Origin of the sequence: Allobosea sp. (genome assembly GCF_035944895.1) — a bacterium.
GTDB lineage: Bacteria > Pseudomonadota > Alphaproteobacteria > Rhizobiales > Beijerinckiaceae > Allobosea.
The window spans coordinates 378610-404166 of record NZ_DASZAT010000008.1 but is presented as its reverse complement, the minus strand read 5'-3'; the positions used below and the strand labels follow the sequence as shown (position 1 = coordinate 404166).

General features: G+C 67.0%; 25 protein-coding genes. 10 read left to right on the top strand and 15 right to left on the bottom strand.

Annotated features, from left to right (window positions below):
• Positions 1–122: 122 nt before the first annotated feature.
• Entirely contained in the window at positions 123–698 is a 576-nt protein-coding gene (locus VGV58_RS13530) for a YcxB family protein (protein WP_326874533.1), read from the top strand.
• On the opposite strand, the gene VGV58_RS13525 is transcribed toward VGV58_RS13530, so the two are convergent.
• Both VGV58_RS13525 and VGV58_RS13520 read right to left on the bottom strand, forming a co-directional pair.
• Positions 688–1257, bottom strand: coding sequence for a 3'-5' exonuclease family protein (locus tag VGV58_RS13525; protein WP_326874532.1), 570 nt, complete (start codon positions 1255–1257; stop codon positions 688–690). The genes VGV58_RS13530 and VGV58_RS13525 overlap by 11 nt on opposite strands.
• 18 nt (positions 1258–1275) lie before the next feature.
• Positions 1276–2481: an MFS transporter gene (locus tag VGV58_RS13520; protein WP_326874531.1), complete on the bottom strand. Its 1206-nt coding sequence runs from the start codon at positions 2479–2481 to the stop codon at positions 1276–1278.
• Between the two features lie 104 nt (positions 2482–2585).
• Here VGV58_RS13520 and VGV58_RS13515 point away from each other — a divergent pair, with 104 nt between their 5' ends.
• Entirely contained in the window at positions 2586–3407 is an 822-nt protein-coding gene (locus tag VGV58_RS13515; protein WP_326874530.1) for an AraC family transcriptional regulator, read from the top strand.
• A 73-nt stretch (positions 3408–3480) separates the two neighbouring features.
• Here VGV58_RS13515 and VGV58_RS13510 read toward each other — a convergent pair whose 3' ends face one another.
• The 4 genes from VGV58_RS13510 to VGV58_RS13495 form a co-directional block, all read right to left on the bottom strand.
• Entirely contained in the window at positions 3481–4389 is a 909-nt protein-coding gene (locus VGV58_RS13510; RefSeq protein WP_326874529.1) for a TorF family putative porin, read from the bottom strand.
• Positions 4390–4601: 212 nt separating this feature from the next.
• Positions 4602–6026: a murein L,D-transpeptidase family protein gene (locus VGV58_RS13505; RefSeq protein WP_326874528.1), complete on the bottom strand. Its 1425-nt coding sequence runs from the start codon at positions 6024–6026 to the stop codon at positions 4602–4604.
• A 198-nt stretch (positions 6027–6224) separates the two neighbouring features.
• Positions 6225–7178, bottom strand: coding sequence for an acetyl-CoA carboxylase carboxyltransferase subunit alpha (locus VGV58_RS13500; protein ID WP_326874924.1), 954 nt, complete (start codon positions 7176–7178; stop codon positions 6225–6227).
• Between the two features lie 135 nt (positions 7179–7313).
• Positions 7314–8078 (bottom strand): class I SAM-dependent methyltransferase, encoded by a 765-nt coding sequence (locus VGV58_RS13495; RefSeq protein ID WP_326874527.1) that lies wholly within the window; start codon positions 8076–8078, stop codon positions 7314–7316.
• A gap of 138 nt (positions 8079–8216) precedes the next feature.
• On the opposite strand from VGV58_RS13495, the gene gloB reads away from it, so the two are divergent.
• The 3 genes from gloB to VGV58_RS13480 are packed head-to-tail and all read left to right on the top strand — an operon-like array spanning position 8217 to position 10207.
• Positions 8217–8981: a hydroxyacylglutathione hydrolase gene (gloB, locus tag VGV58_RS13490; protein ID WP_326874526.1), complete on the top strand. Its 765-nt coding sequence runs from the start codon at positions 8217–8219 to the stop codon at positions 8979–8981.
• A 6-nt stretch (positions 8982–8987) separates the two neighbouring features.
• Complete coding sequence (locus VGV58_RS13485) at positions 8988–9443, top strand: cupin domain-containing protein (protein WP_326874525.1); 456 nt, start codon at positions 8988–8990, stop codon at positions 9441–9443.
• A gap of 2 nt (positions 9444–9445) precedes the next feature.
• A complete protein-coding gene (locus tag VGV58_RS13480) occupies positions 9446–10207 on the top strand; it encodes a GNAT family N-acetyltransferase (protein ID WP_326874524.1) in 762 nt (253 codons plus the stop codon).
• Between the two features lie 162 nt (positions 10208–10369).
• Here VGV58_RS13480 and yddG read toward each other — a convergent pair whose 3' ends face one another.
• Positions 10370–11251: an aromatic amino acid exporter YddG gene (gene yddG, locus VGV58_RS13475; RefSeq protein ID WP_326874523.1), complete on the bottom strand. Its 882-nt coding sequence runs from the start codon at positions 11249–11251 to the stop codon at positions 10370–10372.
• A 182-nt stretch (positions 11252–11433) separates the two neighbouring features.
• Entirely contained in the window at positions 11434–12264 is an 831-nt protein-coding gene (locus tag VGV58_RS13470) for an alpha/beta fold hydrolase (protein WP_326874522.1), read from the bottom strand.
• A 122-nt stretch (positions 12265–12386) separates the two neighbouring features.
• Here VGV58_RS13470 and VGV58_RS13465 point away from each other — a divergent pair, with 122 nt between their 5' ends.
• Positions 12387–13373 carry a GlxA family transcriptional regulator gene (locus VGV58_RS13465; protein ID WP_326874521.1) on the top strand — a complete coding sequence of 329 codons (987 nt, stop codon included), beginning with the start codon at positions 12387–12389 and terminating at the stop codon, positions 13371–13373.
• Positions 13374–13381: 8 nt separating this feature from the next.
• On the opposite strand, the gene VGV58_RS13460 is transcribed toward VGV58_RS13465, so the two are convergent.
• Positions 13382–14548, bottom strand: a complete 1167-nt coding sequence (locus VGV58_RS13460) for a pyridoxal phosphate-dependent aminotransferase (protein WP_326874520.1) — start codon at positions 14546–14548, stop codon at positions 13382–13384.
• Between the two features lie 44 nt (positions 14549–14592).
• Here VGV58_RS13460 and VGV58_RS13455 point away from each other — a divergent pair, with 44 nt between their 5' ends.
• Together VGV58_RS13455 and VGV58_RS13450 are read left to right on the top strand one after the other, a co-directional pair.
• Positions 14593–15252: a GntR family transcriptional regulator gene (locus tag VGV58_RS13455; RefSeq protein WP_326874519.1), complete on the top strand. Its 660-nt coding sequence runs from the start codon at positions 14593–14595 to the stop codon at positions 15250–15252.
• A 94-nt stretch (positions 15253–15346) separates the two neighbouring features.
• A complete protein-coding gene (locus VGV58_RS13450) occupies positions 15347–16543 on the top strand; it encodes an MFS transporter (protein ID WP_326874518.1) in 1197 nt (398 codons plus the stop codon).
• Positions 16544–16573: 30 nt separating this feature from the next.
• On the opposite strand, the gene VGV58_RS13445 is transcribed toward VGV58_RS13450, so the two are convergent.
• The 4 genes from VGV58_RS13445 to VGV58_RS13430 form a co-directional block, all read right to left on the bottom strand.
• Entirely contained in the window at positions 16574–19711 is a 3138-nt protein-coding gene (locus VGV58_RS13445; RefSeq protein ID WP_326874517.1) for an autotransporter family protein, read from the bottom strand.
• A 392-nt stretch (positions 19712–20103) separates the two neighbouring features.
• Positions 20104–20829 (bottom strand): acetoacetyl-CoA reductase, encoded by a 726-nt coding sequence (gene phbB, locus VGV58_RS13440; RefSeq protein ID WP_326874516.1) that lies wholly within the window; start codon positions 20827–20829, stop codon positions 20104–20106.
• A gap of 40 nt (positions 20830–20869) precedes the next feature.
• The gene (locus tag VGV58_RS13435; protein WP_326874515.1) at positions 20870–21085 is read right to left on the bottom strand and encodes a DUF1737 domain-containing protein; all 216 of its coding nucleotides are present in this window, start codon (positions 21083–21085) and stop codon (positions 20870–20872) included.
• A 13-nt stretch (positions 21086–21098) separates the two neighbouring features.
• On the bottom strand, positions 21099–22277 hold the full coding sequence (locus tag VGV58_RS13430) for an acetyl-CoA C-acetyltransferase (protein ID WP_326874514.1): 1179 nt from the start codon (positions 22275–22277) through the stop codon (positions 21099–21101).
• A 250-nt stretch (positions 22278–22527) separates the two neighbouring features.
• On the opposite strand from VGV58_RS13430, the gene phaR reads away from it, so the two are divergent.
• Positions 22528–23103, top strand: coding sequence for a polyhydroxyalkanoate synthesis repressor PhaR (phaR, locus tag VGV58_RS13425; RefSeq protein WP_326874513.1), 576 nt, complete (start codon positions 22528–22530; stop codon positions 23101–23103).
• 35 nt (positions 23104–23138) lie between these two features.
• Here phaR and VGV58_RS13420 read toward each other — a convergent pair whose 3' ends face one another.
• Positions 23139–24836: an EAL domain-containing protein gene (locus VGV58_RS13420; RefSeq protein ID WP_326874512.1), complete on the bottom strand. Its 1698-nt coding sequence runs from the start codon at positions 24834–24836 to the stop codon at positions 23139–23141.
• 167 nt (positions 24837–25003) lie between these two features.
• Between VGV58_RS13420 and VGV58_RS13415 the strand changes: the two genes are divergently transcribed.
• Entirely contained in the window at positions 25004–25222 is a 219-nt protein-coding gene (locus VGV58_RS13415) for a hypothetical protein (RefSeq protein ID WP_326874511.1), read from the top strand.
• A 79-nt stretch (positions 25223–25301) separates the two neighbouring features.
• Here the strand turns inward: VGV58_RS13415 and rpmF are convergent, their stop codons facing one another.
• Positions 25302–25487 carry a 50S ribosomal protein L32 gene (rpmF, locus tag VGV58_RS13410; protein WP_057189713.1) on the bottom strand — a complete coding sequence of 62 codons (186 nt, stop codon included), beginning with the start codon at positions 25485–25487 and terminating at the stop codon, positions 25302–25304.
• Between the last annotated feature and the right edge of the window lie 70 nt (positions 25488–25557).

Below are 25557 nucleotides of genomic sequence, written 5' to 3'. Positions count from 1 at the left end.
CGGGGGAGGTCAACCTGCCATGCCGGAGCTCCCGCTGGCCACATGCGCGAACGTAGTGGTCGCGAGACCCGCTCTCGCCATGGCAATGGACCATGAACTCCCGACTACGAGGGCCTCCGGCCATGCCGACCGCAGACGAAACCGCCGGGCGAGCCCATATCGCGCTCGTGCTCGACTACACCGAGGAAGAGCTTGCCCGGTTCGACACATTGCTGGCGCAGGAGACTCTCGCCGAGACCAGGCCAACGATCTGGGAAGGCTGGCCCGCCTTCATCGGGCTGGGCCTCGCAGCGGCGACCGGAGCGACCCTGCTCGCCATCATCAGCGGGATTGCCACGGCCCGTTCCGGCGCCGGCATCGCCGCGCTCTGCTTCGCGGTCTACTGGATCGGCATCACCGCACCGGGCCTGGCCATGGGCATCGCCGACAGGCGCCGGCGCAAGGCTGTCTACGGCGCCTTCCAAACCGAGTGGAACGGAACGCGCCTAACGGCGACGCAGCACGGCGTCTGGTTCCGCCGCGAGGGCATGCGCAGCTTCATCGGGCGCAGCGCGATCCGCAAGGCCAGCAGCGCCGACGGCCTGTTGCTGCTGCACCTGCGCGCCGGCCAGCCGACCATGATCCCGCTGCGGCTGCTGACGGCGGGCCAGCAGGACTTCCTCACCTCACTTGCCCGTAGCGATCAACTCAACGGGTGAAGAAGCGCAGCAGGTTGGCGTAGCCGCGGGCATCGTCGATCGCCCGATGCGTATGCGCGACCGAGCCCAGCCATTCGGCCGGATAGCGCTCGACATCGCACTCCCATTGCCCGCGCCCCGTCCTGCCGGCGACGAAGGACATCAGGCACAGCGGCGCGTGCTTGAAGATGCGGCTCTCGACCCATGGCCCTTCGAGCAGCGGGCGCCCGATGAAGCGGCGCAGGTAATAGTCGACCCACGGCCCATCGAGCGCGAGCGGGTGGGAGGCAAAGATCGGCTCGCCCTCGATCGCACCGATCCAGTCGACGAAGCGCCGCATCACAGCGGATGGCGGCTCGGGATTGTCCGTCGCCGCGGCCCAGGCCTGCGGATGGCGCGCCCAGAACGCCATGGTGGCCTCGTCACGCAGGGCGCCGTCGAGCGGCGCCAGCACCGCCTCGAACTCTCCAATGATGGCGCCATCGGCCGCGACGGCGACGGAGCCGAAGGAAAGCATCGAATTGACGCCCGGCGTCGGCCCGTCGAACTCGCAATCCGTCACGACATAGAATGGCGACATCCGACCCCGTCGAACTCCTCAGCTATGCGCCCGCCGGGGCAGCCGCGGCAGCAGGATCGTCAATAGTCCGAGCAGCGGCAGGTAGGAACAGACCTTGTAGACGAAGGTGATGCCATAGGCGTCGGCGAAGCCGCCGAGGAAGGCGGCGCCGAGCCCGCCCGCGCCGAAGGCGAAGCCGAAGAACATGCCGGCGATCAGGCCAACGCGGCCCGGCACCAGCTCCTGAGCGAACACCACGATCGCCGAGAAGGCCGAGGCGAAGACCAGCCCGATCATCACGCTGAGCACGCCGGTCCAGAACAGGTTGGCATAGGGCAAGAGCAGCGCGAACGGGATGACGCCGAGGATCGAGAACCAGATCACGAAGCGCGCCCCGAAGCGGTCGCCGATCGGCCCGCCGACGAAGGTGCCGACCGCCGCCGCGCCGAGGAACAGGAACAGCATCAATTGCGCGTCGCGGAAGCCGAGCTGGAACTGCTCGATCACGTAGAAGGTGAAGTAGCTGGAGATGCTCGCCATGTAGACATTCTTGGTCGCGGTCAGCAGCACCAGCACGAACAGGGCGAAGGCGACACGCCCGCCCGGCAGCGGCAGCGTGCGGCTCGCCGGCGGACGACCGGCCTGCGCCCGGCGATGGGCGGCATACCAGGCCCCGACCCGGGTGAGGACGACGACGCCCGCCATGGCGATGACCGACAGCCAGGCGACGCTGCCCTGGCCGAAAGGCAGGACGATGAAGGCAGCCAGCAGCGGCCCCAGCGCCGAGCCGAGATTGCCGCCGACCTGGAACAGCGACTGGGCCAGGCCATGCCGCCCGCCCGAGGCCAGCCGGGCCACGCGAGACGCCTCCGGATGGAAGATCGCCGAGCCCAGGCCGATCAGGCAGGCAGCGATGATCAGCACCGTGAAGTTGTGGGCATTGCCGAGCAGGATCAGGCCGCCGAAGGTCGAGGCCATGCCCGCCGGCGCCGAATAGGGCATCGGCCAGCGATCAGTCACCATGCCGACGACCGGCTGCAGCAGCGAGGCCGTAACCTGGAAAGCCATGGTCAAGAGACCGATCTGGACGAAGTCGAGGGCGTAGTTGGCCTTGAACAGCGGATAGAGCGAGGCCAGCAGCGACTGCATGACATCGTTCAAGAGGTGGCAGAAGCTCACCGCCAGCAGGACGGAGATCGTCGTCTTCTCGAAACGGGGCCGGCCCCCCTCGATCGTCGCAACCATGGTGGGCCCCTTGAGCACGAACCTTCAGCGGCGCTCCTTCTACAGGGCTTGCCCGTGACCTGCTTTCGTGTTTCGGTCTAATTCTTTCGCGTTCGGGCCAATCGATGAGAAAGCTGCCGCAGCAACAGGTCGAGGCCCTCCATTCCGACCATCGCCATATCCATGGCACGGTTTCCGACGCGGACGGCGATGTTCTGGTCCGCGTCTCCGACAACCCTGCCGGCTATACGATACCGCCGCACAGCCATCGCCAGATCCAGCTCCTCTGCGCTTTCTCCGGTGTGGTCCAGATCAACACCGAACGCGGCAGCTGGATGATCCCGCCCGGCCATGGCCTGCTGATCCCGGCCCGGCTGCAGCATTCGGTGGAGATGCTGAGCGATGTCAGCATCAAGTCGGTCTATCTGCTCGGCGGGCATGACGACCTCGCCGAGCGCATGCTGCAGGTGCTCGGCGTCACCGATCTCGCCCATGCGCTGATCGTCGAGGCGATCCGCCTGCGCGACGCGCCGCCGGACAACCGCAAGCTCGCGCTCGTCCTGGAATTGCTGACAGCCGAGATCGCCGCGCTGCCGATCCGGCGGCTCGGCCTGCCCATTCCGGCCGACAGGCGGCTTGCCGCCCTCTGCCGCGCCTATATGGCCGCGCCCTCGGTCACCGCGCGTCTCGACGACTGGGCCGCGAAGCTCGCGATGAGTCGGCGGACCTTCACGCGGCTCTTCCAGCGCGAAACCGGCCTCAGCTTCGTCGCCTGGCGCCAGCAGGCCAGCCTGTTCGCCTGCCTGCCCCGGCTGGCGGAAGGCGTATCGGTCACCGAGGTCGCCATGCTGGCCGGCTATGACAATGTCGCGGCGTTCACCACCATGTTCAGGCGGCGGCTCGGCACCGCGCCGCGCAACTACATGAGAGCGTCGCTGGCGCGGTAGTCCCGCCCTCGCCGAAACTGAAAAGGCCGCTCTCGCGAGCGGCCTTCCGAATACCCCCGTGCGACCTAGGCCCTTACTTCGGCGCGAAGATGCCGACGCTGCTGGCGGTGATGTCGAAGGACAGCGTCGCCACCACCGTCGGGGCGCACCATTTCGAGCGCCCCGAGCCGGAGCTGACGCCGCGCGGATCGGCGGTCAGCAGGAAGCAATCGCTCTTCGACAGATTGGTGTCGTGGTAGCGCACATCCGCCGTCAGGTTCTTCCAGGTGTAGGAGACACCCGCGTTCCAGTAGGCGTAGTCGGGCAGATTGGTCGGCGGCACCGTCGACCAGATCGCCAGATTGGTCGTGCCGAGCCAGTAATGGCCGAATTCGCCGGAGACCGAGAGGCCTTCCAGGAACGGCAGGTTGTACTTCGCCGTCACCGAGGCATAGGTGCCGGAAGCGCCGGTGCCGAGCCAGTCCCAGGCGTAGAACAGGTTCGCCCCGAGGATCAGCTTGTCCTCGAAATTATAGCTGACCTTGCCGTAGACCTCGGTGAAATCGGTGTTCCGCGGCGTCCAGTAGACGCCGGCCGTATCGATGAACTGCTTCTCGCTGGGATAATAGTACTGCCAGACGCCGACATCGACGGTGACCGGGCCGAATTTCGGCCGGATGCCGGCATAGAAATCGATCTCGGCCGGCGGACGCGTCGCCAGGTCGACATTCGAGGCGTAGACGCCGGCATAGACCAGGTTGTCGTAGAACTGCAGCTCGGCGCCGCCCTGGATCGCCGGCTTGCGGTCCGTCTGCGAAATGCCGCGGAAATTGTAATCCGTCATGCCCTTCACGCTGACGGCGATGTCGAACCAGGTGATGCTCGGCGCCACCGGCGCGGGCGGAGCGCCCTTGCGGCTCGGCAGGTCGGAGGCGAACGCGGAGGCCGCGAATGCCGTCGACAGCGCAAGCCCCGTCAGCAAACCCGAAATCTTGAAAGCCATTACGAACTCCATCGAAGGTCCGCATGACCGCGTCATGCCTTCGTCACGATGAAGCCTTCGCAACCGCAAAATCGGCAAGATGAGCTTTTTGGCAGCCTGCCGCGCCAATGGGCAAAGGCGCCGGTTTCGCCAGATTCTGCGCCTAGAAAAGCGCCCGCGGCCATTGCTGGCCGCGGGCGTGACTTTTTTACATCAGAGGATTTACAGGGCGCTCAGCGCGCCGTGGGCTGGCTCGCATAGGCCGCGTCGGGCTGCAGCTGCGATGTCCGCAAGGTCGAGGCCCGGCGCGGCGGCAGCGGCGCGGTCACCGTCTGCGGCGTCTCCGGCACGGTCGAGGCGATCGGCGCCTGCTCCTTCGGCTCCGAGGACGAGGAACCGCCGAGCAGCGGCACGAAGCTCAGCGCCTTCTGATAGAAGGAGGGCTGCGCCGGTGCGGCCGAAGCCGTCTGGATCGGAGCAGTGGTGGCCTCGCCCGGAGTCGCCTTGGCAACCTGGGCCGCTGCATCGCTCGCCGGCTTGGCAGCCGGCTGGGCCGCAGCGGGCTTGGCCGGCGCAGCCGCGGCGACGACCGGCTTGGCTTCCTCCACCTGCGCGCTGCTGACTGCGGCGAGCACGGCGTCGTTCTCGGCCGATTCGGCCCGGACGGTCGCCTTGGTGCGGCCCTTGTCGTCGAGCACGACGACGCGCGGACCGATCAGCGAATCGACGCGGCTGATGCCGACATCGCGCGAGCCCCAGGCCACCGACCTGTTCATCGAATCAGCGCCGGACTGGGCCAGCTGGCGCTTGAACGAGGAATGCTGGTCGCCGTCGTCATAGATCAGCTTGACCGCGGGCGTGCCCTTGGACACCAGCGCCGCGACCTGAATCTCGTCCTGCTGGCGCTTCTGGGCGATGGCTTGCGTGATCGACGAATCGATCTGGACGCCGTCGCGATTGAAGGCGTAGCGTCCGCCAGCCACCGAGACCGAGGGTTCGTCCTTGGCCACCTCGAAATAATCCGAGCCTTCCTTCAGGTTCTTCCAGAAGGCGATATTCGGGTCGAGCCGGTGCTTGGCGAGGTTCTCCGCCGTCATCCGGAAGGGATAAGCCTGCATCTGCACGGCGCGCTGCCCGCCATTCTGGGCTTCGCGCACCAGCGCATAGATCTCGCCGATCTGGTCGTCGGTCATCGAATAGCAGCCGGCCGAGGAGCAGGCGCCGTGCACCATCAGATGCGCGCCGGTGCGGCCATGCGCCCGGTCATAGGCATTCGGATAGCCCATGTTGAACGAGACGTAGAACGACGAGTTCGGGTTCATCTGCGCCGGGCTGATCGCGTAGAACCCTTCCGGCGCCATGCGGTCGCCCTCGCGCACCTTCGGGCCGAGCTGGCCGGACCAGCGGCACATCGGGAAGGTCTTGAGCAGCGCGTATTTGCCGTCGGCGCGCTTCTTCCAGATCTCGAGCTCCGACTCCTTCTTGTAGGAGCGAATCACGATGGGCTGGCTCTTGCTCATGCCCTTCTCGGACATCAGCGTGTAGGTCGCCGACGGAATCGGGATGTTGTGGCGCGCGGAGCCGCGATAGCGATCTTCTTCGCAGGCTGCCAAACTGAGGCCAAGGAGCGCCGCCAGCGCGAAATGTCTCACAGCCACGTCGTCAATCCCATTTCGCGCGGACGCGTCAAAGCCGACAATGCCTCAGACAACGCGGCCAAATTATGCCCGTCGACTGGTTGCAGGATCGTTAGCCTTGACCGTTCCTTACCACAGGGGCCTCGCAGATGGCCATATGGTGAAGCCGCGGTAAAGCGCCCGCCAGGCCGAACGCCCGCTTGCGCACAAGCGGCAGGGCTACAGCGCCCGGCCGATCGCCAGGTATTTCTGCGCCCGCCGATCGACGATCTCGTCGGCGCCGAGGCCGGCGAATTCGGACAATGCCGCCTCGATCGCCGCGCCGGCCCGCTCGATCGCGCCCTGCGGGTCGCGATGGGCGCCGCCGGTCGGCTCGGTGACGATCCTGTCGATCACGCCGAAGCGCAGCAGGTCCTGGGCGGTGATCTTCATGCCGGTCGCGGCATCCTGGGCGCGCGCAGTGTCGCGCCAGAGGATCGAGGCCGCGCCTTCCGGCGAGATCACCGAATAGATCGCATGCTCGAGCATCAGCACCTTGCTGGCGGCCGCGATCGCGATCGCCCCGCCCGAGCCACCCTCGCCGATCACCAGCGCGACGCTCGGCGTGCGCAGGGCAAGGCAGGTCTCGGTCGAGCGCGCGATCGCCTCGGCCTGGCCGCGCTCCTCCGCCTCGATGCCGGGATAGGCGCCGGCGGTATCGATGAAGCTCAGCACCGGCAGGCCGAACCGATCGGCCAGCTCCATCAGGCGCACGGCCTTGCGATAACCCTCGGGCTTCGGCATGCCGAAATTATGCTTGATGCGGGTCTCGGTCGAGTTGCCCTTCTCCTGCCCGATGACGCAGACCGGCTCGCCGCGGAAACGGCCGAAGCCGCCGACGATCGCCTCGTCCTCGCCGAAGGCGCGGTCGCCCGCCATCGGCGTGAACTCGTCGATCAGCGCCGAGCAATAGTCGAGGAAATGCGGGCGCTGCGGATGGCGCGCCACCAACGTCTTCTGCCAGGGCGTCAGGGCGCCGTAGAGATCCTTCAGCGCCTGCGAGGCCTTGGCCTCGAGCTTGCCGACCTCTTCGGCCAGAGAATAACCGTCGCCCTTGCCGTCGAGCGCGCGCAGTTCATCCGCCTTCGCCTCCAATTCGGCAACCGGCTTTTCGAAATCGAGATAGCTTCGCATCGACATCCAGATCAGGTCCCGCTTTCCCAGGGAAGAGGCGGCAGCATCGGCCGCCAAGGGTCGCGGCGACGGAACGGTCAAGAAAGGCGGCGGACCTTGGCCGCGCCCCGGCGAAATTGTCAACCCGCCGGCATCTTAGAGTCTCTTGGCCTCATCCTGTCGCGGCAGCCGGCCTGAGGAGTGGGCCTGCGGCAGCAGCACCGGCCGGAAGGCGAAGCTGCGCCGCGTCGCGCGCAAGGGTGCGCGCCGGTAGAACTGCTTGGTCGCGTCGATGACATAGACGCCGGCGAAAGGCAGCGACAGCCCGGCTCCGACCTTCTCCCAGGCCATGGCCGAGCGCATGAACAGGCGCCGGCGCAGTGGCGGCACATAGAGCGCCTCGGCCCAATGCTCGGGCGAGAACATGGCGCGGCGCATCAGGGCCTCGATCTGCGAACGGCTGAACGGCCGGCCATGGCCGAAGGGCGTCGTATCCATCCGCGCCCACAGGCCGCGCCGGTTCGGCACCACGACGATCAGCCGCCCACCCGGGCTCAGCACTCGCGAGATCTCTTCCAGCAGATCCTCGGGGCTTTCGGTCTCCTCGAGCGCGTGCACCAGCAGCACCCGGTCGATCGAGGCGGTCGGCAGCGGCAGCAGCGTCGGCTCGACCAAAGCGGAGGCGGAGAGCCCGGGCGACGGCCAGTTCACCACACCCTGCGCCGCCGGCATGAAGGCAATGGTGCGCTCCGCCTCGCCACCGAGCAGCGGCAGATAGGGCGTTGCGAAGCCCAGCCCCAGCAGGCGCTGGCGCCGGCAATCCGGCCAGAGCCTCAGCATGACCCGGCCGACGGTCCGCCGTGCCACATGCCCGAGCGGGCTGGCATAGAAGCTGCGCAGGTCGACGACATCCAAGGCCATGCCGACGGAGATGGCTCAGCAGGGGCAAGAGCGCAAGGGTCGCACTCGCGCGCCAGCAGTCACGCGCCGGATTGTCTTGATACCGAGGGACGCATGCGGCAAGCAGTCAGTTCGACCGCCGACTGCCGGAGTTTCCCCATGCCGCTCGACATCCATGTCTTCCGCACGCTCAGCGACAATGCCGGCGCGCTGCTGCACGATCCCGCCACCGGCGCCTGCGCGACCGTCGACGTTCCCGATGCCGGCGAGGTGCTCGCGGCCGCCAAGGCCAAGGGCTGGACCATCAACCAGGTGCTGGTCACCCATGAGCACGCCGACCACGTCCAGGGCATCGCCGCGCTGAAGCAGGCGACCGGCGCCAAGGTGTTCGGGCCCGAGGCCGCGCGCGCCGGTGCGCCCGTCGACGTCGTTCTCGGCGAAGGCGACCGCGTCGCGGTCGGCGGCTACGAATTCGAGACCTGGGCGACGCCCGGCCATGCCGAGGGCCATGTCAGCTTCATCGGCCGGGAAGCGAAGCTCGCCCTCGTCGGCGACGTCGTCTTCGTCATGGGCTGCGGCCGCGTCATGCCGGGCCGGATGGAGGCGATGTGGACCTCGCTGTCGCGCATCATGGCGCTGCCGGACGCGACCACGCTGATCACCGGCCACGACTACACGCTCTCGAATGCTCGCTTCGCCGCGGCGATGGACCCGAGCAACGCCGCCGTCGCCGCTCGCCTCGCCGAGGCAGAAGCAGCGAAGGCCGAAGGGCGCTTCTGGGCCGTGACCACGATCGGCGAAGAGCGGGCGACCAACCCGTTCTTCCGCGCCGGCGAGCAGGCTCTGGCTGCGACGCTCGGCATCGTCGGCAAGCCGGCCGGCGAGGTCTTCGCCGCGCTGCGCGAGGCCAAGAACAGGTTCTGACGTCAGATGAACACGTTGAGCGGCCTCAGCGCCGCCGAGGTCATCCGCCTGCTCGAGCTGAAGCCCCATCCCGAGGGCGGGCATTATCGCGAGACCTTCCGCGATCCCGCCGGGCCGGAGGGGCGCGGCTTCTCGACCGCGATCTACTATCTGCTCGATGTCGGCGAGACCTCGGAATGGCATCGCGTCGACGCAGCCGAGATCTGGCACCACTATGCCGGCGCGCCATTGGTGATCACGCTCTCGCCAAATGGGCATGACGCCTCGGCCCATCATCTCGGCAAGGACCTTGCCGCCGGCCAGCGGCCGCAGATCGTCGTCCCCGCCGGGCACTGGCAGAGCGCGACCTCGCTCGGCGCCTGGACTCTGGTCGGCTGCACGGTCGCGCCGGGCTTTGCCTTTTCCGGCTTCGAGATGGCGCCGCCGGACTGGCGGCCGACGCCGCGCCTGGCCGGAGGCTGAGCATGGACAAGCCCGTCACCGACATCGCCTTGGTCAGCGCCTGCGAGACCCGCATCGTCAACGCCTGGCCGGCGCCGACCACGCTCGTCGTCGACCAATGGGTTGTCCGCTTCGCCAACGGCTATTCCGGCCGCGCCAACTCGGCCTCCTCGCTGCGCGAGGGCGGCGACATGGACGAGGCGACGCTGGCCTTTGTCGAGGGGCTCTATCGCCAGGCCGGGCTGCCGCCGCGCATCCGCTTCACCCCGCTGGTCGCCGAGGACGCCCGTCGCCGCTTCGCCGAGCGCGGCTACCGCATCGAGACCGCTTCCTTCGGCATGGTCGCCGAGCTCGATCCCAATCTGCACCCGCCCATTCCCGGCATGATCGCGACCACGCAGGCGGAGGATGCCTGGATCGACGGCGTCTGCGCTCACCAGACCGGCGCGAAGCGCAACCGCGAGCATCTTGCTGCGATCGTCTCGGGCGTGCGCGTGCCCGCCGCCTTCGCGACCCTGCTGCATGAGGGGCGCCCGGCCGCCTATGCGATGAGCGTCGCCGAGCGCGGCATGGCCGAGATCGGCGCGGTCATCGTCGACGAAGCCCTGCGCGGCAAAGGCCTCGGCAAGCAGATGATGCTGGGACTGATGGGCTGGGCCGCGGCGCAAGGCTGCAAACAGGCCTATCTCCAGGTCGACCAGAGCAATGGCCTCGCCTTCGAGATGTACAAGCGGCTCGGCTTCCGCACGATCTACGCCTACGAGACGCGGATTCTCGATACCTGACGGAATACGCCGTCATTCCGGGGCGCTGCGCAGCAGCGAGCCCGGAACCCAGAACCGATGCCATGGCTGAATATGCTCGCAGCCCGCTGCCCCTCGCGAGAAGCGGTATCGGTTCTGGATTCCGGGCCCTTCGCTGCGCGAAGTCCCGGAAAGACGGCAGAGCTAACTGACAGCCTTCGGCGCAGCGCTCCGCGCTGCCGGACCGAAGCTCGCGACCAGCGCGCCGACGACGATCAGCACGCAGGACAGAGCCAGCAGCCAGCTCGCCGGCGCATAGCCGGCGATGACCAGGATCACGGTCGAGAGCACCGGCGCTGCATAGGAGGCGACGCCGAGGAAGGCGACGTCGCCCTTCTTCATCCCGATGTCCCAGCAGATGAAGGCGAGCCCGATCGAGCCGAGGCCGAGGCCGAGCACGCCGCCCCATTCGGCCGCGTTCGGCGCCCACAAGGTTGTCTCGAAAGCAAGGTGGCAGGCGAAGGCCGCAATCGCGCAGCCGAGCATGGTGATGGCGAGACTTTCCGAGGGCACACCAGCGAAGCGCCGCGACAACACCGAATAGCTCGCCCAGACGAAGGCGCCAAGCGCCGCCAGCACATGGCCGAGCTGGATGCCGGCGCCCGAGCCGAGGCTGCCGGAGATCAGCAGCGCCGTCGCAGCCAGGCCGATCAGTGCCCCGACGAGATGGCGCAGCTTCAAACCACCACCCGGCAGCAACGCCGCGAACAGCACGATCAGCAGCGGCCAGAGATAATGGATCAGGTTGGCCTCGGCCGCCGGCGCCGTCTTCACCGCGGCATAATAGAGCGCGGTGTCTCCGAACGGCCCGTAGAGCCCGAGCAGGAAGGAGGCCGGCGTCGGCCGCGCCAGATGCAGCCGCCCCCGCATCGCCGCGATCGCCAGCACGAGCACGCCGCCGATGACAAAGGTCATGCCGACGAGCTGGAAGGGTGGCACCCGCCCGGACATGGTGGTGAACAGCGCCAGCGTCGACCAGAGCAGGATCGCGATGGCGCCGGTTGCGGTGGCGGTGCGGGAGGTCATGGGAATAAGTTTCAGCGTGACGATTGGAGACCCGTTAAGCGCTGCGTCGCCCCCTCGCCAGCCCATTCACCATGAGCAGCCGGCATGGCGCGCAAAAAAAATGCCGGCAGGGCCAATGCAGAGGCCCTACCGGCAATCTTGTCGGAACGAGTGAAGGCCGAGGGCTTCGCCCCGATCTCGCCTCAGCCCCTGATGAAGGCGAGCAGGTCGGCGTTGATCACATCCGGATGGGTGGTGCACATGCCATGCGGCAGGCCGGCATAGGTCTTCAGCGTGCCGTTCTTCAGCAGCTTGACCGAAAGCGGGGCCGAGTCGGCGTAAGGCACGATCTGGTCGTCATCGCCATGCATCACCAGCACCGGCACTTCGATCGCCTTCAGATCCTCGGTGAAGTCGGTCTCGGAGAAGGCCTTGATGCAGTCGTAATGCGCCTTGGCGCCGCCCATCATGCCCTGCCGCCACCAGTTGTCGATGACGCCCTGCGAGACCTTCGCGCCCTCGCGGTTGAAGCCGTAGAACGGGCCGGTGGGGATATCGACATAGAACTGGGCGCGGTTGGCGACCAGCGCGGCGCGGAAGCCGTCGAAGACCTCGATCGGCAGACCGCCCGGATTCTTCTCGGACTTGACCATGACCGGCGGCACCGCGCCGATCAGCACCGCCTTGGCGACGCGGCCAGCTTCAGCCCGTGCGACGTAATGGGCGACCTCGCCGCCGCCGGTGGAATGGCCGATATGGACGGCGTTGCGCAGGTTGAGATGGGCGGCAAGCTCGGCGACATCGGCAGCGTAGGTGTCCATCTCGTTGCCGGTCGCGGTCTGGCTGGAGCGGCCATGGCCGCGGCGGTCATGCGCGATCACCCGGAAGCCCTGATGCAGGAAGAACAGCATCTGGTTGTCCCAGTCGTCGGCGCTGAGCGGCCAGCCATGGTGGAAGACGATCGGCTGCGCCTCCTTCGGGCCCCAGTCCTTGTAGAAGATCTCGGTGCCGTCCCTGGTGGTGATCGTGCTCATCTGTCGCTTCCTTCGGCTTTCCGGGCGGCGGGAGCGTCGCCCTTCGATGTGGACGGTTATAGGCGGGGCGTTGCATGCTGCCGCTTGGCGGAACCGACAATCAGCAGGGCAAAACTGACAGCATGACGACAGGCAAGCAGATTGTCGCAGAGATCGGACTCCTGCTCTATCCGGATGTGCAGCTCGCCGCCGTCTACGGCCTGACCGATCTGTTCCGGATCGCCGGCGAGACGAGCCGGGAGCGCGCCGGCCCGCAGGCGCCCGCGATCCGTGTCAGTCATTGGCGCCAGGCGGCGGGCGGTGCGGGCGTGGAGTGCGTCTTCGACAGCCATCCAGGTCCTAAGCACGATCCGAGCCATCTGATCGCACCGCCGAGCCTGATCATGCCGGCAAAGATGCAGAAGATGAATGGCCTCGCAAGCTGGCTGGCGGAGCGCCATGGCGAGGGGGCGACGCTCTGCTCGGTCTGCGCCGGCGCCTTCCTGCTCGGCGAGGCCGGGCTGCTCGAGGGCCGCGAGGCGACGACGCATTGGGCGTTCGCGGGGGAGCTGGCGGCCCGCTTTCCGGCTGCGAAGGTCGATACCGACCGCATGGTGATCGACGATGGCGATATCATCACCGCCGGCGGCATCCTGGCCTGGACCGATCTCGGCCTGACCCTGGTGGAGCGCCTGCTCGGGCCAAGCGTGATGCTGGAGACCGCGCGTTTCCTGCTGATCGATCCCCCCGGGCGCACGCAGCAGCCCTATGGCCATTTCGTGCCGCGGCTCGACCATGGCGACGCCGCGATCCTCAAGGCGCAGCACTGGCTGCAGGCGAGCGGCGCCAGGGATCACGACGTGCCGGCACTGGCGAAGCGGGCGGGGCTGGAGGAGCGCACCTTCCTGCGCCGCTTCCGCAAGGCGACCGGCCTGCGCCCGACCGAATACGCCCAGCAGGTCCGCATCGCCAGGGCGCGCGAGGCGCTGGAGCTGAGCCGGCGCCCGGTCGTGCAGATCGCCTGGGATGTCGGCTACGAGGATGCCTCGGCCTTCCGCAAGCTGTTCCAGCGCATCACCGGGCTCGCCCCGGCCGATTACCGCCGCCGCTTCGGCATCGCCGCCGCCTGAACAGGCAGCTAAAGGCGGAGCGCCGCGTGGACGCGGCTACCAAGCCTCCTCAGGCGTTCGACCGGCTCATTGGCATAGACGAAGCGGATGTATTGCGCGCCATGCGTCTCGCCCCAGCCCGCCATGGCGGTGGCGCAGACGCCCTGCTCCAGCAGCCGCTCCGACATGGCCGCACCATCCAGCCCGAAATCCGAGACACGCAGAAGCAGCGACCAGCCGCCGCCGGGGACGCCGACCGGCAGGCCGCGCAACTCGTCGAGCACGCAATCGCGCCTCGCCTGCAACTCATCGACATAAGACGTGAGCGTCGTCGCGGAATTCTCCAGCGCGATCGCGACCGCGTCCTGCCCGATGCCGACCGGCACCACGACATTGGCGAGCGACACGGCGACGAGATCGGGCATGAAGGCGTCCGGCGCCACGATCCAGCCGACGCGCCAGCCGATCATGCGCAGTTCCTTCGCCGAGGAGCCGACCGTGATCGTCCGCTCCGCCATGCCGGGCAGCCCGGCCGGATGCAGTACCGGCCGGCCGTCGAAGACCAGCCGTTCCATCGCCGTATCGACGATCAGCAAGAGGTCATGCGCGACGCAGAGCTCGGCAACGAGCGCCCAGTCGCCGGCATCGAGGCAGCCGCCTGATGGCATCGAGGGCGACATCAGCAGCATCGCCGTCGTCTTCGGCCCGATGCTGGCGCGCAGCGCCTCGCGGTCGAGCCGCCATTCGCCGCCCGGCTCGAAGTGGAAGGGCGTAAAGCGCGGCACGCCACCGGCGAGCCGCACCCGGTTGATCAGCCCGGCATAGGTCGGATCGGTGACAACAACCTCGTCGCCGACCTCGATCGTCGCCAGCAGCACGTTGAGGATGCCGGAAAGCCCGCCGGCCGAGATCACGCAATTGCGCTCGCCGCTATAGCTCACCCCCGAGATGGCCGAGACATGCCGCGCCGCGACATCGCGCAGCCGAGCCTGGCCGATGAAGGGCAGATAGCTGTTGTCGGCATCCTCGCTCGCGGCCCGAATCGTACGTGCGATCGCCTCTGGATCCGGCAGGATGTCGGTGTCGAGGTTTTCCAGCCGCAGGAAATCCTTGCCGGAGGCGTCGGCGATTGATCCCATGCGGTCGACGCCGATTCCGGCGATATGGCGCAGGCGGGCTGGACGAGAGCGTGACATCGTGACACCTCATTTCATATATTATCTATGAAATCATACGAGCCATGAGCTTTCAAGACGAGAACGAGGCCGGCGCCTCGCTGACCAGCCGCATCGCCAGAAGCCTGGCGCAGCGCATCCTTACCGGGGCATTGGCGCCGGGAGCCGCCGTGCGGCAGGACCATATCGCGGCTGAGTTCGGCGCCAGCCATGTGCCTGTGCGCGAAGCCTTCCGCACGCTGGAGGCGCAGGGCCTGCTGGTCAGCGAGCCGCGGCGCGGCGTGCGCGTCGCTCCGCTGGAGCCGGAGCTGGTGCTGGAAGTGACGGCGATGCGCGCCGCGCTGGAGGTCCTCGCCTTGCGCCGCGGCTTTCCGAGGCTCGCGGCAGCCGATCTGGAGGAGGCGGCAGCAGCGATCGCCGAGTCAGAGGTGAGTGAAGAGGTCCTGGTCTGGGAGGCGGCCAATCGGCGCTTCCATCATGCCATCACCGCGCCTTGCGGCCTGCCGCGCCTGCTGGCGACGATCGCGGACCTGCAGCGGACGAGCGCGCGCTTCCTGTTCGCGACCTGGCAGGGCCTCGACTGGCAACCGCGCTCGGACACGGAACACCGGCAGATCCTCGCCGAACTCCGGGCGGGCCGGGTCGAGTCCGCTGCCCGGGTGCTCGAAACGCACATCCTCGAAGCGGGCGAAGCGCTGGCGGCGAAACTGCTGGCCTCGCCCTGACGCAGCTTCGGCGCGCGCGTGTGCGATAGCGGCCATGCAACCTGCGCGCCGTGCGGCGATTGACCGCGCCCGCGTGCAGGCGCATGCGTGCGCCATGACCACGCTCCCTCTGCCGACCGCCGCCCGCCCGCTGATGCCGGTCCTGGCGGCCCTCAGCGTCGCCCATCTGCTCAACGACCTCATCCAGTCGATGATCCCGGCGGTCTACCCGCTGATCAAGGAGACCTATCAGCTCGACTTCGTGCAAATCGGCCTGATCACGCTGGCCTTCCAGGTGACGTCCTCGCTGCTGCAGCCGCTCCTCGGCTATGTCACCGACAAAAAGCCCTGGCCCTATGCGATGGTCGCCGGCATGGGCGCGACGCTGGCCGGGCTGCTCTCGCTCGCCTTCGCCCACAGCTACGGCATGGTGCTGGTCGCCGCCGCTTTGGTCGGCACCGGCTCAGCCGTCTTCCACCCGGAGGCAACCCGGATGGCCCGCCATGCCGCCGCCGGCCGGCAGGGGCTGGCGCAGGGCGTCTTCCAGGTCGGCGGCCATGCCGGCTATGCGATCGGCCCACTGCTCGCCGCCGCCGTCGTCGTGCCGAACGGCCAGCAGAGCCTGTCCTGGTTCTCCGGCATCGTCCTTGTCGCCATGCTGCTGATGGGCTGGATCGGCTCGCGCTATTCCGCCTTCCGCAAGGAGCAGGTCGCCTCCAAGGCGCATGCCGACGACGTCGCCTCGCATGGCATGTCGCGCAGCAAGGTGCTGCTCGCCATGGCAGTGCTGATCGTCATCCTGTTCTCGAAGAACGCCTATACGGCCTCTTTCACCTCCTATTACACCTTCTATCTGATCGAGCGTTTCCAGGTCTCGCTGCAGCTCTCGCAGATCCTGCTCTTCGTCTACCTCGTCGTCGGCGCCGTCGGCGTGATCATCGGCGGCATGATCGGCGACCGCATCGGGCGCTACCGCGTGATCTGGCTGTCGATCCTCGGCTGCCTGCCGTTCGCGCTCGCCCTCCCCTATGCCGATCTCACCTGGACGGTGGTCCTCAGCGTGATCATCAGCTTCATCATGGCGAGCGCCTTTTCGGCGATCCTGATCTACGCGATCGACCTGGTGCCGCATCGCGTCGGGCTGGTCGGCGGCTTGTTCTACGGCCTCGCCTTCGGCCTCGGCGGCATCGCCGCAGCCGGGCTAGGCGCGCTCGCCGACAGGATCGGCATCATCCAGGTCTTCTGGCTCTGCGCCTGGCTGCCGGCCTTCGGCCTGCTCACCTTCCTGCTGCCAAAGAGCGCCCGCAGCTGAGAGGCTCGCGCCGTCGCAGGGCGGCGCGCCTCACCAGATGACACGCAATCCGAGGTTGCCGCGCAGGCTGTGGCCCTTGTCGTCGCCGAGCGCCGTCACATAGCCGCCTGTCGCATAGAGGCTGACATTGGTTGTGAGCTTGGCGATCACGCCGCCGCCGACCTCCAGCGAGCTTCCCTTGAACCGCGTCGGGATCACATCGGTCGCGTCGAACAGGACTTTGTCCGTCCGGCTGAAATTGTGCCAGAGATTCGCCGTCAGATAGGGCTGCAGCTCGGCCCCGCCCAGCAAGACGCTGGTCTGCAGACGGGCGCCGATCCGCCCGGTGAGACTGTCGCCATTGTCGAAGCTCACAGTCGAGAATCTGTCGCGGGTCCGGTCTAGCGACAAATGCTGCCAGATCAATTGCGCCTGCGGCTCGAGGGTGAAACCGGCACCAAGCGCGATCGGATAGCCGCCTTCCAGCGAGGCCGTCAGCGATGTGCCGCCTAGATCGCCGCGCACGCCGCGATCGGAGCGCGCATCGCCGTCGTGCCAGCTGTGCATCAGCACGGCGTCGACATACCATCCGGTGGGGCCAAGATGCGTCCAGTAGGCGCCCAGGCTCTTCGCATCGAGATTGAGCTTGCCGACCTGACTGCGTCTCTGGCCGATGGCGAAGCCACGGATATCGCCCTCAGCGCGTCCATAGCCGAAGAACAAGCCGAACCGGTCGCGGTGGCCGCTGGGACGATCGATCCCATAGAGGTCGAGGCCGGTCTGGAGACCCCAAATGCGGCCGTCGAATTCCGGATCGACGGCTCCCGACCAGCGCTGTTCGGTCCGCTCGCCGAAGACGCGCCCCCAGCCGGCGGCAAAGCTGCCTTGCGTGTTCAGCAGACCCTGCTCGCCGCGGCGTTGATGGAAGGTGCCCAGTGTCGCGACGCCGAGGCGCCGCGCCATCGCCGGAGCTGCGGCATAGGCTGCGATCTCCGGGCGATACAGCGGAATCGGAGCCGAGCCCGCGGGCACATCGGGCAGGGCCGGCGAGCCGGGCGCGGCTTGCGTATCCGAGCCACCCGTTTCCGCAACGACCGTGTTGCGCAGATACCAGTTCTCACTCGATCCGCCCGTAGTGCTGCCGTGGAAGAGGATGTACTCATAGGCGCCGGCCGCAACCGGCCCCGCCAGCGAAAAGGCGGTCGGATTCGTCGTCGCGCCGTTGGTCGCCTCGATCACCAGGATGCCGTCGCCGCTGGTTGCGCCGCCGGAACCACCGACATTGGTGATCGCGAGCTGTGAGGTCCCGCTCGCCGTGCCACCATTGACCACGAGCAAATCCGAAGGCGAACCATCGCTGCCGAGATGGGTATTGAGCGCGACGGTGCCGCCCTGGCCGACATAGCTGGACACGGTCAGGGTATTGCCGATGCCGGTGCCGCCGACTTTCGCAAGGCCGGCATTGATCAGCGTGCCCGCGATCGTGAAGTTGCCCTTGCCGAAGCCGGCGAAGGCCGCGATCGCATCCGCCACTGCGACGGTGCCGCTGTTCGTCACCGAGCCAGCAACGCGGCCATAGCCGCCGAAGGTCGCGCCAGCCGCGACCGTGACCGGACCGCCACCCGCCAGGGCCGCACCACGATTGGCCGCGTCGCCGATCGCCAGCGTACCCGCCGTGACGCTCGTCGCGCCGGTATAGGTGTTGACGCTCGTCAGCACCGTCGTGCCAGAGCCGTCCTGCGTGACCGCCCCAGTCCCGGAGATAATGCCGGCGAACGTCACCAGATCGGAACGGTTGAAGGCAAGCGTTCCGTTGTTCGCGACATTGCCGACGATGCTGCCACTTGTCCCGCCAGCACCAAGCTGCAGCGTACCCTGGGTGATGGTCGTGCCGCCGGTATAGGTGTTCGTCCCGGTCAGGATCGTCGTGCCCGCGCCGGTCTTCTCGACCGCGCCCGCACCGCTGATCGTACCAGCATAGGTGCCGACGTCGGGCTGGATGAAGCGAACCAGGCCGTTATTGGTGACGGCCGGCGTGATACCGAGGGCCGGGCCTTCGAGGATGCCGGCCGGATCGACGATCGTCTGTCCGGCGAAGGCGGAATTGTCGCCGGTCAGGCGCAGCGTGCCCTGCTGCACATTGACCGTCTGGAAATCGGTGAGAGAACCGCTCAGGGTCCAGGTTCCAGCCTCGATCTTGTCCAGCCGTTCGAAGCCGGTGATGAGACTGGCGTTCATCGCCGAGGGGCCGGATCCGGCGAGCACCAGGAGATCGGTGCCGGCTCCGCCGGTGATCGTCTGCGTCGCCGAGACGTGAGCGTCACCGAGATTGCGCAGCGTCGCCGTGTCGTCGCCATCGCCCATGTCGATCAGGCCGCCGATGGTGCCGCCGCCCTGCCAAAGGAAGGTGTCGTTGCCGGTGCTCATCCGGATCTCGCCGGCGATCGCGCCGCCGGTCACGGTGACGCTGTCGGTGCCACCGCTGACGCTGATATTGCCGCCGATCGAGCCGCCGGAAATCGTGATCGTATCGTTGCCAAAGCCGGTCACCAGATTGCTGATGATCCGGCCGCCCGACATGTCGAAGATGTTGTTGTCGAGCTTCATGTCGACACGGCCGATCGTGCCGCCGGTCATCGTCGCGACGTCGCCGTCCTCGAAGGCACCGACGATCGTGCCACCGGTCATCAGGAAGGTGTCACGCTGGTCGCCCTGCGCCAGCGAGCCGATCGTGCCGCCATTCATGACGAAATTGTCGATGCCGGCGCCCTGATTGACGGCGCCGTTGATGGTGCCGGCATCGATCGTGAAGCTGTCGGCGCCCGCGCCGGTGGTGACGCCTCCGGTCACTGTGACGGTGCTGCCACCCGGCAGCGTGATCAGGCTGGTGCCGATGGTATTCGTATAGTTCGCAATGGTGCCGCCATTGAAGGTGATCGTCTTGGTTCCGGCGCCGCCGGTGATCCCGCCACTATAGGTCCCGCTATCAACAGTGAGCGTGTCGTCGCCAGCCTGGAGATCGACTGGCGCAGCGGTCGGATCGGGAGCAGTGCCAGCGTTGCAGACAACGATGTCGTTGCCGGCGGTGGTCGCGCCGCAGCCTGCCAAGGCAGCATCTGTGTGGAGAGCGTAGACGACCAGCGACAAGGTCGACAGCAATGCGAGACAGCGTGTCCTTGCGGATGTCACAGGCTTTCTCTCCCCTTTTCTGGCCTCGCATTTTGGACGGCCAGCTGAACCTCGCTCACAGAAAACTCAAACGCGGCCATTGATCGCTTCGCGATAGTCGAAGCGATTCCCAACTCTTGGTCCAGCGAAGTTTCAGGGGGATGATTAAGGGAGCACTAACGGAGCCAGATCCGCAGAAGGCCCGGCAATACGAGGAAGACACTGGAATATTTAAATCTTTAAACCTACTTCAGCTCTCGCGAAGCTCAGCTCGAGCTGCGTCCGGAACATGGCCGAACTGCACGCGTTCACAATATGAAAGCCGAAAAGCACGGCCAGATTGTAGCAACCACGAGAATGATACGGCCGCCGCATCGCCTGCCAAAGCAGGCGATGCGGCGGCCCAGAGGATCTCAAGCCATGTACTGGCCGCCATTGGCGGAGAGGGTCGAGCCGGTGATGAAGCCGGCCTCGTCGCTGGCGAGGAAGACGACCGCCCGCGCGATCTCTGCAGGCTCGCCGAGGCGCCCGACCGGGATATGCGGCAGGATCGACTTCTCGATCACGGCCGGATCGATCGCCTTGACCATCTCGGTCGCGATATAGCCGGGGCAGATCGCGTTCACCGTGATGCCGGCCCGCGCCCCCTCCTGCGCCAGCGCCTTGACGAAGCCGATGTCGCCAGCCTTGGCGGCGGAATAGTTGACTTGGCCCATCTGGCCCTTCTGGCCATTGATCGACGAGATGCAGATGACGCGGCCGAACTTGCGGGCCCGCATGCCCTCCCAGACCGGGCGGGTCATGTTGAAGAGCGAGTTGAGGTTGGTGTTGATGACCGCGTCCCACTGCTCCTTGGTCATCTTGTGGAACATGCCGTCGCGGGTGATGCCGGCATTGTTGACGAGCACGTCGACCGGCCCGAGCTCGGCCTCGACCTTGGCGATCCCGGCGACGCAGGACTCATAGTTCGAGACGTCCCATTTATAGGTCTTGATGCCGGTCTCGGCGGTGAACTTCGCCGCAGCCTCGTCATTGCCGGCATAACTCGCCGCCACGGTGTAGCCGGCCGCCTTCAAGCCCTTCGAGATCGCCTCCCCGATGCCACGGGAACCGCCCGTCACCAATGCAACCTTAGCCATCGTCGTCTTCTCCCTCTTAGACGCGGCTATGAAGGCCGCGTTATTCTTTGCTGAGATCGAGACCGGGCTCGTAAGTCCGGTCCACATCCTTGATAATCGCCTGGCCGCAGATCACCCGCCCCGTCTTTTCGTCATAGGTCAGGGTGGGATGGCCATAGAGAATCCAGCCACGGCTCAGCGCGTCCGAGACCCGATGACAGAACGAGGCGTCATCGGGGCCGGTGAGATAGCGGTAGAGCGTGGTCTGCTTCGGCATGGCGGGGCGCTGCTCAGCGCTCCACCGCCAGGGCGATGCCCATGCCGCCGCCGATGCACAGCGTGGCGAGGCCCTTCTTGGCGTCGCGCTTGGCCATTTCGTGCAGCAGCGTCACCAGCACGCGCGCGCCCGACGCGCCGATCGGATGGCCGATCGCGATCGCGCCGCCGTTGACGTTGACGATGTCGGGGTTCCAGCCCAGGTCCTTGTTCACCGCCAGCGCCTGCGCCGCGAAGGCCTCGTTAGCCTCGACCAAGTCGAGATCGCCAACCTTCCAGCCGGCCTTCTCCAAGGCCTTGCGGGTCGCCGGGATCGGGCCCGAGCCCATGATCGCCGGGTCGACGCCGGCGGTCGCCCAGGAGGCGATGCGCGCGAGCGGGGTCAGCCCGCGCTTGTTCGCTTCCTTCGCGGTCATCAGCACCAGCGCGGCGGCGCCGTCATTGATGCCCGAGGCGTTGCCGGCAGTCACCGTGCCATCCTTCGAGAAGGCAGGCCGGAGCTTGGCCATCGCCTCCAGCGTCGCGCCGTCGCGGATATATTCATCGGTGTCGACGACGATGTCGCCCTTGCGCGTCGAGATCGTGATCGGCGCGATCTCGTCCTTGAAGCGGCCGGCCTTGCGGGCGGCTTCGGCCTTGTTCTGCGAGCCGACGGCGAAGCGGTCCTGCTCCTCGCGGCTGATCTGCCATTTGGCCGCGACGTTCTCCGCCGTGGTGCCCATATGGTAGCCGTGGAAAATATCCCAGAGGCCGTCCTTGATCATCGTGTCGATGAACTTGACGTCGCCCATCTTGGTGCCGGCGCGCATATGCGAGGCGTGGGCCGAAAGCGACATCGATTCCTGGCCGCCTGCGACGATGATGCTGGCATCGCCATTGGCGATCTGCTGCATGCCGATCGCCACCGCCCGCAGGCCCGAACCGCAGACCTGGTTGAGGCCCCAGGCGGTCGAGCCCTGCGGCACGCCAGCATCGACCGCCGCCTTGCGGGCTGGATTCTGGCCCTGCGCCGCCGTCAGCACCTGGCCGAGGATGACCTCGTCGACCTCGCCGGCATCGACCTTGGCGCGCTTCAGCACGTCCTTGATCACCGCCGAGCCGAGATCGTGAGCCGGCGTATTGGCGAAGGCGCCGTTGAAGGAGCCGACCGCCGTGCGCGCTGCACCGACGATCACGATGTCATTCTCAGCCATGGGGCTCTTCCTTCCGGTTCTCTCACCGGCCACACGGCACGGCGGCTCGTCTTGCCCACCTTCGAAGGGTGAAACGACGCCGTCAAGCGGGCTGAGCAGCCAAGCTCATCTTCGAGGCAGACTCGGCTCGATCTCGCCACGCGCTCAAAAAACTTGCAGCAGGCGGCCGAAGAGTTATCGTTCCTACCGGGACCGTTCTCCGGCCTGCCCGAACCCTCGGGCTTGGCCGCAACAAGCCGTGTGGGTGTCGATGGCCAGCGACAAAGAACCGACTGTCATCAAGAAATACGCCAATCGTCGGCTATACCATACGGGTACGAGCTCCTACGTGACGCTGGAGGATCTGGCCGGGCTGGTGCGCAAGGGCGAGGATTTCGTCGTCTACGACGCCAAGAGCGGCGAGGACATCACCCGCTCGGTGCTGGCCCAGATCATCTTCGACGAAGAGAGCAAGGATGGGCAGAACCTCCTGCCTATCACCTTCCTGCGCCAGCTGATCCGTTTCTATGGCGACAGCATGCAGGCGCTGGTGCCGCGCTATCTCGAATTCTCGATGGATAATCTGACGCAGGACCAGAACAAGATCCGCGAACAGATGGGCAAGGCCTTCGGCTCTGGCGCGATGGATGCGCTCCAGGCCCAGACGCGCGCCAATATGCAGATGTTCACCGAGGCCTTCCGCCTGTTCAACCCGTTCGCGGCGGCTGCCGCCGCAAAGGGCCGGGGCGAGGCGCCGGCCCAGGGTGAGAACGGCGAGCTCGGCGATCTCAAGCGCGAGCTCAACGAGATGCGCGAGCGGCTCGACAAGCTCGCCAAGGACAAGTGAGGAACAGCTCTGCGCAGAGCTGATCGCCCGCAATATCAGCCCGCCGCGCGCAGCGGCGGGTTGGCCTGCGTCTCGTCCGGCAGGTTCAGCTCCGCCTTGCCGACCAGGTGGCCCTGCAGATAGGTGACGCCCCAGTCGCACAGCATCGAGGCCTGCAGCTCGTCGTCGACCCATTCGGCAACGGTCTCGACGCCGAGATGATGCGCCAGCTCCAGCAGGGTGCGCACGAAGAAGCGGTCGTCGGTCGAACGCCGCAGGTTCTGCGTGAAGGCACCGTCGAGCTTGAGGATATCGATCGGAAAGGTGCGCAGATGCCGCAGCGAGGTGTGGCCTGCGCCGAAATCGTCGATCGCCACCCTGGCACCACGCTGCTTGATCCTGGTCAGCAGCCTGGCCATCCGTTCGGGATCCTCGATCGTCGCCGTCTCCGTGACCTCGACGATCAGGCGCTTTGCCGCGATCGGGTTCGCCCCGGCGCTCGCCTCGAACCCCTCGATCCAGTCGGCCTCCGCCAGGGTGCGCGGGGAGACGTTGATCGACAGCACCGCGTCCTGCCGTTCCGCCAGATGCGTCATGGCGAGCTCGAGCACGCGATGGTCGAATAGGTTCACCAGGCCCCGCCTTTCGAGCAGGGGCACCAGCTCGGCCGCGGCGAGGAAGCCGCCCTGCGGACGCTCGACCCGTAGCAGCGCCTCGTTGAAGGCCAGAGTGCGGGCCTTCGCCGTCACCACCGGCTGAAAGGCCAGCCTGATCTTGCGCTCGTTCAGCGCAACGACGGCTTCGAGGTCGAGCCGCGGCGCAGCGCCACCGCCGGTCTCGGCTGCAGCCGGCCGGCGCGCGATCACGGCATTGTCGGGCCCCGCCGCCTCGGCGTCAGCGAGTGCATTTTCAGCCGCCTTGACCAGCGTCGCGCCTTTGCGGGTCAGGTCCGGGGCGATCGCTGCACCGACACGCAGCCTGATCAGCGCGATCCCGCGCGAGGTCTCGACCGCCGAGCGGGCAACTGCCTTGATGAAGCGCTCAGCCGCCGCCTCGATCTGGTTCGCCGGGCAGCTGCTGAGCAGGATGGCGAAGCGATTGCCGGAATAGTGCATGAGCTGGTCGCGTCGGCGCATCACCGAATGCAGGCGCTGACGCACCTCTTCGATGATCTCCTCGGTGCCCTCATGACCGAACTCACCGTTGAGGCGCGCGAGCTCGCCGATTGCCGCGATCAGCACGACGACGGAGCGTTCCGCCGGAAGATGCTCGGCCAGGGCCTCGTCGACACGCGCGACCAGCATATTGCGGTCACAGAGATCGGCGTCAGTCGCGGTCAGCTCCTCTGGCCGCACCGCCCGCTCCAGCCTGAGCACGCCGCGTGCGCGGCTGGGGCGGCCGTCGATCCCGACGAACCAGCGCCCCGCATCCTCGATCCACATCTTGCGGCCGGCGAGATCGGCGGCATAGCGCGTGCGATAGACCGCACCGTCACCGAGATCATGCCCGCCCGAGGAGAAGATCGCGTCGTAACGGCTGCGCCCGCTCCCGGGCTCGACCAGCCCGGCGAAGGCGAGGCCGCGCTGCAGCACAGCGAGTGGAACAGGACCGAGCACCTCGGCCGCATTCGGCCCCCAGCTCAACGTGTCGCTACCGATATCCCAGCTATAGGCCACTTCGCCGATGGATGAGAGCAGACTGCGCGGCTCGACGATCCTCTCGTCGCGGGAACCGAACAGGGACGGCGCAGACATGATGCGGCTGCCTCGGACGACGGGTTGGAGAACCGCCCCGTTCTGATTGCGGAATAGCGGGAAACTGTCCCGAAACGATGCAGGAGGCGGCGTTAACGGCCGGTTAAGACCGGCGCCCGGATTGCAAGGATTCGCTCCCGAACCCTCAGATGTTCCGGAGCGGCACGATGATTGAGACAGGACAGCCCGAAGCGGCCTCCTTCACGGAGCGGGAAGAACCCGCGCCGAGGGTTCCCGCCGCCTTCCTCGTTCAGCTCGCCGCGAGCCAGGCCGGGATCGGCCCATTCGCCGGCCGCGACCGCGAGACGCCCTTCATCGGCGCCCGCCGCTATTATGAAGGAATGGCGCGCCGCCATCCCCCACTCAAGCTTCTGCACTCCGCCTGAAGCCAAACGCAAAAAGGCCGGCCTTTCGGCCGGCGCTCTTCGGTCTCGAAGACACAGGGCCCAGCAGGGCCCCGCCATATCAGGCCTCGGTCTTGGCCTTCAGCACCTGACGGCCGCGATACATGCCGGACTTCAGGTCGATATGGTGCGGACGGCGCAGCTCGCCCGAGTTCTTGTCTTCGATATAGGTAGGCTGCTTCAGCGCGTCGGCCGAGCGGCGCATGCCGCGCTTCGACGGCGAAGTCTTTCTCTTCGGAACGGCCATCGGTACTCTCCATCATGCCTTCGCGCGAGGCGGGGCATTTCACCCGCACCACTGTCGCGACGACGTCACA